The organism is Halobacterium bonnevillei (assembly GCF_009831555.1).
In the GTDB taxonomy this organism is placed as follows: Archaea; Halobacteriota; Halobacteria; order Halobacteriales; family Halobacteriaceae; genus Halobacterium; species Halobacterium bonnevillei.
In genome coordinates, this window is record NZ_WUUU01000001.1 from 1 (window position 1) to 14,583 (window position 14,583).

Genomic DNA, 14,583 nt, shown 5'->3' on the forward strand with positions numbered 1-14,583 from the left:
AGAAGATTGAATTACCCGCAGAAAAGGCACTTATATTAGATGAGCGAGGAAGACATCCCTCTCAGAGAAAAACTACTCGCGGCGAAGGAGGTTGCGCTCTATCGGCCGAAGTACACTGTACTGCTCGTCACATCTAGTTTTTTTTCGGCCTTCTTGGACGGTGTCGGCGTAAGTTTTCTGATCCCCATCATCGAAGTTGCTCAGTCTGGCGACGCCGCTGCAGTTGATGCCTCCGGCTTAATGGGACTGTTTGTTGATGCCTATCAGATCGCAGGTATACCGTTTACCCTTGAATACATCATTGTCGGCGTTACCGCCGTTATCACCGGCCGCTACGTGCTGAGTTTCGTCACGGCATGGGCACGCGAGTATCTACGTGCGGATTACACGCGGTACATTCGCCAGCAGATATTCGAGCACCTGCAGACCGCTCAGATAGCCTTCATTGACGAGGTAGGATCAGACGATGTACTCAACGCCGCGATTACACAGACGGAGTACGCAGGCCGGTCAGTATCTAAACTAGTTCGGCTAATGCAGGCGGGACTGGTCAGTGTCGTATATCTAGGTCTGGCGTTTTTCCTCAGTTCATATATGACTATTGTTACTATCGCCGTCCTCGGTGGTATCACTGTCCTCATTAGACATATTCTTGAGCCAGGTTATACGGTTGGAGATAGACTCGCCAACGCAAACGAGCAGATACAATCCATCGTTCAGACGTCCTCGCAAGGTTCGAGGGACGTCCGCCTATTCAGCATTACCAACGAACTGAACGAGCAGTTCAAGCAGAGCATCGATAAGTATTTTCAGTCGCTAGTCAAACTTCAAAGAAATAAAGCCGCCATCAGTCAGTTATATCGGCTGAGCACTGCGTTGATGGTGTTTCTCCTCATCTACGGGGCGGTTCGCTTTACCAGCCTCGGAGTCGGCGGTCTCGGTGCATTTCTCTTCGCCATGTTCCGGCTGGCACCACGAGTCAGCAACATCAATAAACACCTGTACCAACTGGAGGGGGACCTGCCACACGTCATCCGGACTCACGAGTTTATGACCAAACTGCGCGAGCACCAAGAGATAGATACTGGTAGGGAACCAGCGCCTGATTCAGTTGAGCGACTGGCCTTCGAAAACGTGGGTTTTGCGTACAACAGCGAAGAATCAGTGCTGGAGGATATCTCGTTCAATCTCGAGTCGGGCGAAACAGTAGCACTGGTCGGGGAATCTGGGGCCGGAAAATCGACTATCATCTCGCTGGTTGTCAGGCTATACGACCCAGATGAAGGGGCTATAATGATTAACGATGTTCCACTCACGGAGATCGATCTTAATGAGTGGCGCTCGAAACTCGCCGTTGTCCGGCAGAACCCCTATATTTTCGACGAATCGCTTCGGTACAACCTTACTGTCGGCAACCGAAACGCCTCAGAAAAGGAAATACAACGAGTCTGTGATATTGCACAGGTTAGCGAGTTCCTCTCGGAACTGCCGAAGGGTTTCAACACCCGGCTTGGCGACGACGGTGTCCAATTATCTGGCGGTCAACGTCAACGAGTCGCTCTTGCACGTGCCTTGCTAAAGGATGCCGACGTACTCGTGCTGGATGAGGCGACTAGCAGTCTCGACTCCAATATCCAACAGCTAGTCCTTGAGGGCATTCGAGAGGCCAACGACGATTATTTGACTTTGATGATTTCACATCAAATTTCTACTGTGAAAGATGCAGACCTGATACTTACAATTGAAGATGGGGTCGTTACTGAAGCGGGGATTCACGAGACGCTAGTTTCCAGTGGAGGAAAGTATAACGAACTACACCTTGCTCAGTCAGGTGCCAATAGTGGGTGAATTATCTTGGAACCTTTGATACAACCGTTTTCACAGTATAAATGATGGACGAAGGGGCCGTCGTGATCTCGCTTGACACCGAACTGGAGTGGGGGTTCCACGGTTTCGATGCCAACCACCACCTCAGTAGCGATGGAAGTCGGGAACGATCGAATATAAACCAACTGCTCTCACTGTTCGAATCGTTTGACTCTCCGGCGACATGGGCAATCGTTGGACACCTCTTTCTTGACGCGTGCGATGGCCATCACCATGATATACCCTCCCCGACGTATGAGGAGGCTCCTAAAGGCTGGTGGGCAGAGGATCCTGGCCAGTCCAGAGAAACGGCCCCGCTTCGATACGGCCGTGACATCGTGGAATCAATTCATGAGAGTCCTGTGCCTCACGAGATCGGGTGCCACACATTTTCGCACGTACTCTGTTGCCGGAAAGGATTTAGCAAAGAAATTCTATGTGAGGAGCTTCACGCGTGGATCGACGTTGCTGCGGCCTTCGATGCCGAACCGTTTTCTGTCGTCTTTCCACGCAACGAAGTAGCCCATCTTGACGCGCTCGTGGAGACTGGCTTCCGTGTGTACCGTGGTACGTCACCGGAGTGGCCGCTGTTGTTCGACAGTGGGATTGGGCCTTTTCAGGTATATCTCAAGTACTTACTCGGTCGACCAGCCCCAGTAGTAGAGCCAGTTCGTGTTGAGGAATCACTGTGGGAACTGCCTGCGTCCCAGCATCTTAATTACGACCCACCATATTTTTCGCATGTCGACAAATTACTGGACCGACGTCTAACACGTGCCAGAAAAGCAATTCAAGAGGTAGCCGAATCGGGCGGCGTCTACCATCTCTGGACGCACCCACACAACTTCGATGAAAAAATGTTCCAAGATCTACGTGCGATCCTGGAAACAGCTGAGCGCTACAACGTGCCGGTCAGGACGATGCAGGAGATAATTCAACAGAAAGAGTCTTGAGGGAATCGCTGCGAAAACTTACCATGAGTTGGCCACGAACCGTCGTCGTCGGTATTGACGGCGGGCACTTCGAACTGATACAACCGTGGGTGGAGGCAGGGCATCTCCCGAACATCAAACAAATTATTGACCAGGGTACTGCGGCCGACCTTGAATCGGTCTTACCACCAGTCACCTCGCCGAACTGGAAGGCGTATGCGACGGGGCGAAACCCGGGCCAGTTCGGCATCTTCTGGTGGGAGAATGTGGATGTTAAAGCCGAGCGCGTCTACTACCCCTCCGAGCGCAAGAACCGTTATCCTGACTTCTGGGAGTACATAGCTGAAGACGAACCAGTGGGTGTCGTCGGTGTACCGACAACTTACCCACCGAAATCGGTCGATTCATTTATTGTCGCCGGCGCACCTGACGGGGAGAATAGTGGGTTCGCCAATCCTCAGTCCGTCGAACGATTCTTAACCGAAGAATTCGACTACCGTGTGATAAAAGAGAATCGAATGGTAGATGATCCGGATGCTACCACAGCCGAAATCCTTGATCTCATTGACCTCCGGTTCCGTGCTGCCAAGCGTCTCTGTGACGAACACGACATCACCTTTCTCCAACTGACCACCTTCTATATCAATACACTTCACCACTTCTGCTGGGATGACGAAGAAACCCGCCGTGCGTGGGAGCTTATTGACGACCATCTCGGTGAATTTCTCGCCGAGGATCGGAACGTCATCCTAATGAGTGACCACGGCTCCAACAAGATACGGACAGCTTTTCACATTAATACTTGGCTCGAACAGAGGGGATTTCTCCACCTCGATTCAGGAATTGCCAACTCCCTGCACCGAGTTGGTCTGACTACCGACACACTCATTAGAATTACCTCGGCGCTTGGCATCCGGTCACTCGCTACGAAACTCGCTCCGCAATTTTTGTTGAACCAGATTCCCGACGGGTACGGTGAAATAAAACGCGAATCCAAGACTGATAATATCGATTGGGGCCGGACGGAAGCTATCGCAAGTGGCCAGGGGCCAATCTATCTCACAATCGATGAGGATTCGCCGCAGTATGATGAAGTTCGTGAGTCTATACGGGAGGGGATATTGGAGCTGACAGATCCAGACGGAAACCCGGTCGCAGACGCTGTATATCGCGGCGAGGAAGTTTATCACGGCGAGTACAGTGATGAAGCTCCCGACCTCGTTATTGATCAGGCACGGGCGGTCCACATTCCAGGGGGCATTGGTCGCGACAAGGTGTTCACCGACCCTGCGACCGATGGTTGGCGCGCCGAAAATAAACGTCACGGCCTTTTCGCTGCCATCGGACCGGACTTCGCAACAGGAGTACTCGATTCACTATCGATTCTGGACCTCGCACCGACGCTGCTACACCTCCATAACTGTCACGTCCCGGAGTCATTTGACGGAGCGGTGCGGACGGACCTGTTCGCTGACGGTAGTGCTGCGGGCGACCGGGAACCGATGTTCCGTGAGAAAGAAGTCATTGGGACGGACGGCGATGAGGCGGTCGACGACAACCTCCAGTCCAGACTCTCTGACTTGGGATATCTGGAGTGACGGCGCTGAGATCAGGTGTGGCGCTCGGGATAGGCGTTGCGTACTCCGTCAAGAATAACGCCGATTCGATGCTCGAATGTGTGTTCGTCCTTCGCCCGTTGGTAACCGTTCGCCGCGATTCGTTCGCGTTCTTCATCGTTGTCCAGATAGTATCTAACTTTGTCGAGCAGATTTTCTTTGGAATCGTAAGTGACTAATTCTTCACCGACTTCGAAGGCCGACTCGATGTTGGGAACGTCGCTGATTAATTGGAATGCACCGGCGCCGGGTATCTCGAACGTCCGCATGTTGAGTCCCACGGGACCACCGTTTTTCACTTTCCAGGACTTGTGTACGTTCACACAGATGCGCGAACGATTGTATATCTCATTAATTGTTGCGTGGTCTACATATTGATTGTTGACGCGGTCGCCCAGCGCCCGATGTTTGACCCGATAGCGATAAACCGAAAACGGATTATACCAGTCCCACGCCGAGTCCCAGATCTGAATATCTATGTCGAGCTCACTGGCGAGATGTGTGAGGAGTTCCCTGCGCCGATCATCGCGGAGATTGCCGACGAAGGAAACATCTATCGACGGCCCCTCAGTCGTCGTCTCGTCGAATTTCGTTCCATCATGGGCGAGCGGGAGATACGACGGTACAATATTGTCGGCGAAGCGCTCTGTGTCGGCGGGATCAAACACGTACACGTTGTCGTAGAAGCGTCCCCCTTCGGCAGTATAAGGGAGTCGCTCCAATTCGTCATACGACCAGAGTGCGGTCGTGACTCTCGTTTCGTCGCGCAGCCAGCGAACTGTGTCTGGCCGGAGAAATTCGCCCTTAATGACGAGTACGAAGTCGGGGTCTGTCTCACGGACACTCCTTCGCACGTCTTCATTGAACGCGTCAATAAGATTGCTGTGCCGGCGGAGTTTTAATCGCTCAATATCTTTTTTGAGATCGCTATACTTGAAGAGTTTCAAGCTTGCATAGTACAACTTCTTTGATAAGGATTCATCGGCATCGGGATACTGGAGGTGGGACATTTCGATGCCGCGCCGCTCGATGGTAGCGGCGATAGCATCGCCGTAACCGTGGAAATTTGGACTGATGAGGAGACCACAGGCCGGCCAATCATTCATAGACACCCATAATCGGCCGGGTTATTAAACACTCTGATCTGAGACTGAAATAAAAGATTTTATTTAGGGTGTGGACCAGTTTAGAGATATCCAAGGTCCTCCAGTCTGTGCTTAACGGCCTCGTTGTCGTCCTCTCTATCTACCCGAAATTTAGTCTCGAATACCTCATTAACAGTTTCGTACTCGCCCTCGCACCCGACCCACTCGATGAGTGGTCGGCCGTCCATGGAGTCGGGTACGGGCAGACCGAACAGGAGACAGAGAGTTGGGGCAATATCCGAGAGGGAGGCTGAATTCGGGGTTCCTACGAACGATGGCCCTTTTCCAACTAGTATTCCCTCGCTGTCGTGAAACGCCATAGTCGTGTCTCTCCACACGGCTCCGGTTGGACCGCGAACAAACCGGACAGTATCTGAGTGTAACAGTACGATTGGATTGACATCAGCCCGTGCCGGTAGTACCTGTGCTCGCAAACCATCAATATCGCTCACTTTTGCGGAAATTTCTTCGATAATTGCCTCGTCATCTGCTGCTGTTACCTCAATTGCGGGAGTGTCTTTCGATACGCAGTACGCGTCGGAACTCTCGACATCGATCTTTGCCTCACTTGTGAACGCAATATCGGCCGTCGAGCGGAGCGCGTCGTTGATGCGCTTTGCGACGAGGAATACTCCCGGGAGATGAGAAACGCGCCGCAATAGGCTACCCGCATTGATGATTGTTTGGTTGCGTTCGGTTCGACTCTCAAAGTGCTTCCCATCGGCTGACGTGACTAGATAACCCTGTTCGCGTAGCCAGTCATTAACAGAGAACTGTTGATGGTAAATACGGAAGCCATGATCGCTGAGCAGAATCAGGTCGTCGTCGTTCCCGAGTGAATTGTTGACCGTTTCTACGAACGAATCGACGGCACCGAGGATTTCCCGTGCACTAGACGCCTTCTTCGAATTAGGTTCGTATTCGAGATGTTTTAGCGACTTGTGTTGGAGCCAGTCAGTGGCACTAACAAGATGAAAGTAGAACTCGTGATCATTGGCGTCAAGCACAGATTGAAAGATGGCCGCGTTATGCCGAAAGACTTCCTCGATTCGTTCCAATTGAGCTAATTTCGACTCACTTGGTTGGAATGAAGGGTACGATGGTCGTTCGACATCGTAGCGCTCACAAAGATCCGGTGGAAATGGATCATTGCTATCACCGTCCAACCAGGAGGGCATTATATCTCCTTCGACTCGGGGCGGTAATGCAAACGGCAGATTCTGAAGATAACAAGAAATACCGTTACTATCTAACCATTCGTAGACAGTCTGACGGTCTAGCGCTCGGCCGTCGAGCATCGATGCGTTAAACTGATCGTCATAACTTACGAAATCGAGTAGTCGGTGCGAATTTGCTTCTAATCCTGTCTGGAACGTTGCCCACGCCGGAGCGGTGATAGGTGGGACGGTACTTCGGAGTGGACTAGCATAACCGCTCTCGTAGAGTTGCTGTATTGTTGGCGTGTAGGTGAGTAAACCTTCATGGAAACCATCTAGGCCGATGACGACCGTCTTAGACATACCGGAGGTACGTCAGTGCATGTACAAAAGCATTATGAGTGAAATAATGGCGGTGTTCAGATAAGGATGAAGAGTGAGGCGGAGCGATCTTCAGTGATCTATACCAGAAATCGCCCTCGTCAACGGGTGTTTGAGCGAGATGGAGCTAGGTTTTGTGGAGCGAGAAGCAACACCGAAACATTTTATGAATCTCGGTATTCAGTTCCATTTGCGAGGACTATCACGTTCGAATCCCGTCTCTATTCTCGATATGTTCGGTGTTGACCGGGCTCAATCCACCGTTCACAACTGGGTTCACAAGACCGATCTACAGCCGGAGGAAGGTCGTAATCCGGATCAGGTTGCGGTTGACGAGACCGTGATCCGACTGAATGATGAGCAGTATTGGCTGTACGCCGCTATCGATCCGGCCACGAACAATTTGTTGCATACAAAGCTTGAACCAGTCCGAGCCAATGTTTTCGCTCACGCGTTTTTCACCGAGCTACGTTAGAAACACGAAGTTGAGAACGCCGTGTTACTCGTCGATGGCGCTGCACCGGTCCAAGACGCTTGCTCTCGTCACGGCCTTGGTTACAGATACGAAAAAATATGGTAATCGGAACAGCGTTGAACATATCTTTCATGAAGTAAAACGGAGAACTAGCTGTTTCTCGAACTGTTTCAGCAACGCGAATCGAGAAACTGCCGACAAGTGGTTATAATCGTTCGCCTTCGCATGGAATCAGCTTATTTGAGCACTACCGAAATAATGGGTCGTGTAAAGTTAGGAAGAGGCGATCGTTAGTTCGGGTGATCTATGACTGAATTCTGCTGCCTCTTCGGAGGCATCGAGTGGATCGTGTTGAAGATTGTGGAGCGAGAGCGGATATCCTAACAGATCATTGAACTCGGTATTCACCTCCATCTTGCGGGTCTCTCACTTTTGAATACCAAACAGTATATTGAGAGGTTTTGTGTTGAGCGGAGTCGTACTGCGATTCATAATTGGGTGCAGAAAGCCGGTCTATAGCCGGCTGGCGGCGGTATCCGAATTGGACTGCGGTCGACGAGACAGTAATTCAGTTCAACGACGGACGAAACTCACTGTACGGCGCTGTTACTCTTGATACAAACAAATTTCTCCACGTCAAGCTGTTTCAGACGAGAACTACGCAACTTACCATGCTGTTCTTGCATGAACTTCGCGAGAATCAGCAGGTTGAGCAAGCAATTTTTTGCCAATTGAACACGCTATATCAAAGCCGGGTTAGAGCAACCCATTCAGATTTTATAATTTAGTATCAACATAAAATAAAACTGAATAACAATATGCAAATAAAAAACATTATATACAGAATATACCCTACCCAAACACACCCACAACACAGTTTGTATAAATGTATCAGGATTGAAATGTTGTTATTTAACCATATCTGTATTAAATAATTTAAATTTAATCTATAGCATATTTGTAATGCCAGTGTCAACAATACTTTCTGTCGAAAAACTTTGCGGAGTGATCATGATCAGCAGATATCTGTATTGAACGGTATGTTCCTGAGATTAACGATTACTTCCGCAGCGAGGTTTAGATTAGTTGTTATGACGAGTGCGGAGCAAACTGATACTATCTTTCGCACTGTGGACGGCGAAGCCAGGAACTATCTTACGACTATCGGCCCGCTCCTTTAGTTGTTAAGTATCAATATAAATATTCATGTATGATTAGTGATCGGGCAGTAGAAAATAAGGAGAATCCATAACTTCCTCGATCTGGGCCAGGATGGACAACGAATGAAACGCTAATGATTTAGGACCTCAGAAGCATGCTTAGGCATGGACATCCTTCTGATAACTGGAGATTTCTACCCAATAACCGCTGGTGGCGCGTTTGAAGACACTGAAGTAGCAAAGTACGCTAATGAACAGGGACATAATGTAACAGTATTCACATTTAAATTAGACGACTCCCCCCGGCGTGAATTGTATCAGGGAATAGATGTACGCCGGCCAATACAACCGCCGTTTATCCAGGCCTCGATAGGCTCTATTCGGAGTAACCTTGGACGGTTATTCGCCTCGTTTGTCCTATTCTTATATGTATTAAAGTATTCCTTTAGTGAAAATAGTGATGTTATCTATTCTACTAATCATTCTGTTCATTGGGTTTCAAAAGTTGTTGGTGACTTTATCAATAGTCCAGTCGTAACAATTGTCTCGTATACTCCATCACTAGATAAATCAAACAAAAATATAACCAACATGTCTTATTTATTAGAACAATTGAATTTTCGGTTCTTCATGGGAAAATTTATACACTGTCGAACTCCACAAATTCGAGACGATATCAAAGCAATAAAAAGCAATACACCAGTGCAGGTCACACATGGAATCGTAAATAAAGAACGAGTCCGGGAGGCAGCAGACTCACTCCCTACTGAACCCGGGTGGGAAAAAACGGAGTTTGACATAAATTCACAAAATCATGTTTTATTGTTTGTTGGTAGGCTTGTCCCTTTGAAAAATCCTAAAATCGCTATTGATGTTTTTTCAGAACTTCCAGATAATTTTGAGCTTATCATCATCGGGGATGGGCCCGAAATGTATGCGACTAAAAATTACGCAAAAACTATAATATCGAAGGAAAAAATTCACTTTGCGGGGGAAATCTCTCATGTAGAGACATTACAAACAATGCTATTAGCCGATGCTCTAGTTCTTACATCTACTACTGAATCCTATGGAGCTGTAGTATTTGAAGCTCTTTCCTGCTCTTCTTACGTCGTCGCGCCAAGAATCGGTATTTTACCGTCTCTTTCCGATGATATAGAATGTCTTAAGTTATCTCCACCCAAAGGTATGGCAAAAAAAATCCAAGATATGAATATGTCTTCATCACAGCGAAAAGTAAATAGTAAATTAATGGAAAAATACTCAATCGAGAATTTTGCTGATGATGTTTGCACATCTTTCGAAAAGGTTGTCGACAATCGCTAAGTGATAAACATATTTAAGTTTATAGAAATATAGGTAGATTGTAATTATATAAAGCGACTGAAGATCTCTCCGAACCCAGTGCTATCTCACTTTGCCTGAGGGGTGTTATCAACCGGTTTGGCTAAGTAGGGCTTCTCTCCATCTTCACAGTATTCCCTACTATTACAATTATCTGTCATGAAGATGCTGGCTTCCATTGCTGGTTCTACAACGGCGAGGCTTGTGCAGTTGTTTATGTAATTTACATGTTACACACAGTAAGTAGATTATCTCCCCTTACCTTGACTTCCCTCGATTACAACACTGCGATTCGTGTTGTGCCGTATTAGGTTAGGATTTGATCGGTCATAATTACTATTAATAGAATGAGATTTTAATCGCTTTGATGGAATATCGGGGACTGAGTTGGAATCTGCGAGGCCAGAGACGCAAACAGAGAATTAAACTTTATATTTAACTTTATTTACGGTTTTATTATTTGGATATTAAATAGTGTATTGGAAATAAATGTCAAGCGGAGCAGTACCACGGATCATTACTGGATTCAGAAAGACGTTCTACAGCCGGCTGGCGACGGGGCCCTGAATCGGATCGCGGTCGACGAGACCGCGATTCAGATAAATAATGAACCACACTGCCTGTCCGCTGCTGTTAATCCTGAAACTAAGAAATTCCCTACTTAGACTGTTCCAAATTATAGCCCCGCGACTCATCGTGCTGTTTCCTTGTAGACTCCGCGATAAGCAGACGGTTGAGCAATGCTCAATGTGACTTTATCAAAAGTTGCTACAACAACTGAGAAGCTACGCTCTTGAGGCCAACTAAATGAAGCTGTCGACGTACGCTGCGATGATCTTGCTCGCATTACTTACATCGCCAAACATCTGCTCTGCGAGTGGCCGTTCCCTATTAAGTACTGCTACTCTTTCGTCTGGATTTGTAACTAGCGACGATAACATCTTATCCAGTTCCTCGGTGGTAGAGACGCTACAGATACCGCCCTCTGCCCATTTCGATCCACTACGTTCGGGGAGTAACTGGATCACTGGCACGCCGAACGCGACGGCTTCTGGCAACGCAGTCGTATCGGTACCAACGACAACGTCACTTTGATTGATTAGCGAGTAGACGTTCTGTGACCTTTCAATTTGTTCCTCCCTCAAAAACTCATCTTTGCGGAGAGAGCAGTACTTGGCAGGTTCTCCTGATGGATGGGGTCTGTAGATAACTTTCACGTTTGGGTACTTGTTGACGACGTCAGCGAACAGTCGCATGGCTTCCAGGCTATGCTCAACTGGGGTAGAGGTGTATAGAACGGTCGGGGGTGATCCAATTGATTGCTCAGTCGCTCTCCCATACTGCGCCAAACGTGCTTGGAGTTTCGGATTCCCAACTACTTTAGTATCAGGGGGTTGAAATGCTGTATCGATACTGTCAAGTACTGAATTGAAATGTTCTCCCCAAAGCAATGCATGGTCAGATCCTATAAATGGATGATGGATTCCATGTCTGAACGCACCATGCTGGATCACAAGAGTCTTTAGCATTTCGCCATCTCTTCGTTTACGAACCGCGTTCAAATAACCCCGATTCGATGTAAACTGGACGGCGTATAGCACGTCAGGGTCAGTTTGATCGAGAACCGACTGGAAGAGGACGCTATCCAGGCAGTACTTCTTGAAGTACCGTTTGGTTGCTTGTCGATCATCCACTGAGAGATCGAAGTCCCGACACAAATCCTCTATGTCACAAGAAAGGTCTTGATACGCTTTCTTTGCTTGCCGATACGTGTCCAGTGTGAATAGATCCTCTTCAAAGAGTACTGTCGCATCACTGAACAGTGACTTGTCTTCGGCATCTAGAGCACGACGGGCGGTAAAAACTGACACATCGCTGGGTGCCCTCTCGCGGTCGCGCAACACTGGAAGTACGAACGGCTCGTAGTCCGAACGGAAGGTGTCTGTGAATGGTATCAATATTTGGCAGTCGGCGTCGGTCGGCGACACACGGTTCCACCGACGAACCGTTGCCTGTTCAAGAAACGTCATAGAAAGCACTTGATTAACCAACCTATTCTGCCAACTACGCTCGGGTGTAGCCCCAACTCCGGCGTTATCCCAGTGATACTGGACTAACACATCCAAATTTCGCCAGATGGCTGGTGCGTATCGTTCCCGACAGCGCTCACGGTGCGCAGCGAATAGTGACTGGTCCTCGTCATCGTACGGGTTATCAATCATGGAAATTGTCAGTATAAAAAGTGCGAGAGGTAAGGTCTCGCCAAAGGCTCTGTTTTAGACTTGATTTCATCTGAGAGATAATATCTCTTGCGATTAGCATCAGTCTGTTGGCACAACGTTATGTTCTTCTAATTACATATGGGATATAAAGGGAGTTCAGAGTGGTTATTATCCCCTCCTATCGTAGGGATGTACTTTTGAGGCGGTTTTACGATCGCTCACAGAATCTGCCGGAAACAAGTTTTGTTGAAGACAACTTTGATAATACCAATAATAGTTAAAATGTATATTTGAGCTAGATGTATACTTGTAGAAGGAGGAAATATCGACTTCGACACCAGCTGAGGGCTTTGGCTACGCATAGGGCAATTACTGAGCGCGGCCAATTCGATCATCTGGTGCTTAAAAATCGGCCCAGCAACAACATCATAACCATTTTCTGAATGTCTCTCGTTGACACTTAGTTAATAAATCAGTTATTAGACCCTCTCAGAACTAAATGAGATCAACCGATTGGCGTTTACAGACGTACTCAGCGTAGTCTCGCTACACCGCTGTCGCTTCGACAAAATGGCCTTTGTGATGTCAGCTAAGTTGCGGTCTCGTGCCAATCGCAGCATGTGGGAAGCAAATGGCTTGGAGTTTCCGACATCCCATAGAAGAGGTCACAATCAAGTAACTGTACTCCCACCCAGGTAGTACACCAACAATATTATCAACTAGATTTGTACGTACCCTAAGCTAAATAATAGACTAGGAAATCATTTCAAACAGTTTTTACACGGGTTCATGACCTATTCAGTTCGCTACTGGAATCGTCGTACGTCAATCGATAAGAATCGTTGTGCGAATCTTTTAGTTGCTCTCCATGAGAATTATGAATCATCATGAAATCGAATTCGTCCCGGATTGTTAATGGCAGAGGGAGTAATTAATAATGTCTTGGGAAAATACCAATGTACTAATTACAGGAGGTCTTGGATTCATCGGAAGTACCCTAGCACATGACCTCGCGGAACTGGACGCATCAGTAACCCTTCTGGACGCGAAGCTTGAAGATTATGGCGCGAACCCAGCAAACGTCGACACCATACGTGATAATGTGACTATCGTCGAAGCTGACTTGCGTGACGTCAAAGACGTTGCACCCTACGTGACACAAAGTGATGTCGTCTTCCACCTCGCGGCGCAGTTGAGCCGTACCGTCTCAAATGAAAATCCAGCAACTGACGCTGAAATAAATTGTCAAGGGTTTCTCAACGTCCTCTCGGTCGCCAAGTCCGCCACAGACTCACCGCGAATCGTCTTTACCAGTTCGCAGGCCGTTGTCGGCCGCCCAGCATCGCTACCGTTCGATGAGACAACGCAGGCAGCACCGTTGGACGTATACGGGGCGAACAAACGTGCGGGGGAACTATACTGTAACCTCTACTATGAATCTCATGGAGTCCCCACGGTTGCTGTGCGTCTGACGAACGTCTACGGCCCACGGGCACAGCTTTCGAATCCTAACTACGGGGTCATCAACAACTTCATTGCGGCGGCGCTTCGTGACGAAACACTCACCGTATTTGAACCAGGGACAATGAAGCGGGACTTTGTCTACGTTAGGGATATCACTAGGGGTCTCCGTTGCTTAGGATTTGAACAACGAGCGGTCGGCGAACGCTACACTTTAGGTACTGGTGACGCCACCACAATATACGATTTGGCAGAGGCGATCGTCGATACCGCTGGCTCGGGGTCAGTCAAACTAGTTCCTTGGCCGGATGACTGGGAGTCAATCCAAGTAGGTGATCTCCGGTCGGACCCTTCGAAGATGTGTGACCACTTTGACTGGGAACCGGAAACCGATTTAACCGAAGGATTAGTTGAGACTATCGACTACTACCGAGATAACCTGGAAGCATACCTCTGAATCAGGCGGCAGATACTGGTAGAATCGACCTTGCGAACAAATAACTGTGTATGCTAAATGCTTTATTACCTGACCGTTGCAAACCGGGTACAATTACGACCGATCCAAGCATGGGCAAGTTGCGTGTAAAACGTTCGTCGGTCCTCCTCATGAAGTGCCTGATCAAGTCGGGTTCGTTCTGTTCGAATGAACCGTCCAAATATTCATCGACAATACAGTTGTCGCAGTGGTCATATATGACTCGGAGGGGTTCCGGGCGCCAATCCGAAGACGTCTAAAGTTTCCCCGAGCGCTCCTGTAGGACCGGTTCGTTCAGTTGACCCTTCTCGGCGAGTTGGAGCACGCGAGTCAGTTTGAAGATGTGTCA

8 protein-coding genes and 1 pseudogene are annotated in these 14,583 nt (G+C 48.4%); 6 read left to right on the top strand and 3 right to left on the bottom strand.

Annotated elements, in window-relative coordinates:
- The first annotated feature begins 39 nt into the window (after positions 1–39).
- Genes GRX66_RS00005 through GRX66_RS00015 form a run of 3 tightly spaced genes read left to right on the top strand, consistent with a single transcriptional unit; the run spans position 40 to position 4,396 of the window.
- Positions 40–1,848 carry an ABC transporter ATP-binding protein gene (locus GRX66_RS00005; RefSeq protein ID WP_159524668.1) on the top strand — a complete coding sequence of 603 codons (1,809 nt, stop codon included), beginning with the start codon at positions 40–42 and terminating at the stop codon, positions 1,846–1,848.
- Between the two features lie 44 nt (positions 1,849–1,892).
- Entirely contained in the window at positions 1,893–2,819 is a 927-nt protein-coding gene (locus GRX66_RS00010; RefSeq protein ID WP_159524669.1) for a polysaccharide deacetylase family protein, read from the top strand.
- A gap of 23 nt (positions 2,820–2,842) precedes the next feature.
- Positions 2,843–4,396, top strand: a complete 1,554-nt coding sequence (locus GRX66_RS00015; RefSeq protein WP_159524670.1) for an alkaline phosphatase family protein — start codon at positions 2,843–2,845, stop codon at positions 4,394–4,396.
- A gap of 11 nt (positions 4,397–4,407) precedes the next feature.
- On the opposite strand, the gene GRX66_RS00020 is transcribed toward GRX66_RS00015, so the two are convergent.
- Together GRX66_RS00020 and GRX66_RS00025 are read right to left on the bottom strand one after the other, a co-directional pair.
- Entirely contained in the window at positions 4,408–5,520 is a 1,113-nt protein-coding gene (locus tag GRX66_RS00020) for a CgeB family protein (protein WP_159524671.1), read from the bottom strand.
- 80 nt (positions 5,521–5,600) lie between these two features.
- Positions 5,601–7,079, bottom strand: a complete 1,479-nt coding sequence (locus tag GRX66_RS00025; RefSeq protein ID WP_159524672.1) for an alkaline phosphatase family protein — start codon at positions 7,077–7,079, stop codon at positions 5,601–5,603.
- A 100-nt stretch (positions 7,080–7,179) separates the two neighbouring features.
- On the opposite strand from GRX66_RS00025, the pseudogene GRX66_RS00030 reads away from it, so the two are divergent.
- Together GRX66_RS00030 and GRX66_RS00035 are read left to right on the top strand one after the other, a co-directional pair.
- Positions 7,180–7,783 (top strand): annotated as a pseudogene (locus GRX66_RS00030) (IS6 family transposase).
- A 1,114-nt stretch (positions 7,784–8,897) separates the two neighbouring features.
- On the top strand, positions 8,898–10,058 hold the full coding sequence (locus GRX66_RS00035) for a glycosyltransferase family 4 protein (protein WP_159524673.1): 1,161 nt from the start codon (positions 8,898–8,900) through the stop codon (positions 10,056–10,058).
- Between the two features lie 821 nt (positions 10,059–10,879).
- On the opposite strand, the gene GRX66_RS00040 is transcribed toward GRX66_RS00035, so the two are convergent.
- Positions 10,880–12,064: a hypothetical protein gene (locus GRX66_RS00040; RefSeq protein ID WP_159524674.1), complete on the bottom strand. Its 1,185-nt coding sequence runs from the start codon at positions 12,062–12,064 to the stop codon at positions 10,880–10,882.
- A gap of 1,171 nt (positions 12,065–13,235) precedes the next feature.
- Between GRX66_RS00040 and GRX66_RS00045 the strand changes: the two genes are divergently transcribed.
- The gene (locus GRX66_RS00045; RefSeq protein ID WP_159524675.1) at positions 13,236–14,216 is read left to right on the top strand and encodes an NAD-dependent epimerase/dehydratase family protein; all 981 of its coding nucleotides are present in this window, start codon (positions 13,236–13,238) and stop codon (positions 14,214–14,216) included.
- Positions 14,217–14,583 lie beyond the last annotated feature (367 nt).

Coding starts and splice junctions, on each gene's coding strand:
- GRX66_RS00005 (WP_159524668.1), top strand. CDS start 40: ATGAGCGAGGAAGACATCCCTCTCAGAGAAAAACTACTCGCGGCGAAG.
- GRX66_RS00010 (WP_159524669.1), top strand. CDS start 1,893: ATGGACGAAGGGGCCGTCGTGATCTCGCTTGACACCGAACTGGAGTGG.
- GRX66_RS00015 (WP_159524670.1), top strand. CDS start 2,843: ATGAGTTGGCCACGAACCGTCGTCGTCGGTATTGACGGCGGGCACTTC.
- GRX66_RS00020 (WP_159524671.1), bottom strand. CDS start 5,520: ATGAATGATTGGCCGGCCTGTGGTCTCCTCATCAGTCCAAATTTCCAC.
- GRX66_RS00025 (WP_159524672.1), bottom strand. CDS start 7,079: ATGTCTAAGACGGTCGTCATCGGCCTAGATGGTTTCCATGAAGGTTTA.
- GRX66_RS00035 (WP_159524673.1), top strand. CDS start 8,898: ATGGACATCCTTCTGATAACTGGAGATTTCTACCCAATAACCGCTGGT.
- GRX66_RS00045 (WP_159524675.1), top strand. CDS start 13,236: ATGTCTTGGGAAAATACCAATGTACTAATTACAGGAGGTCTTGGATTC.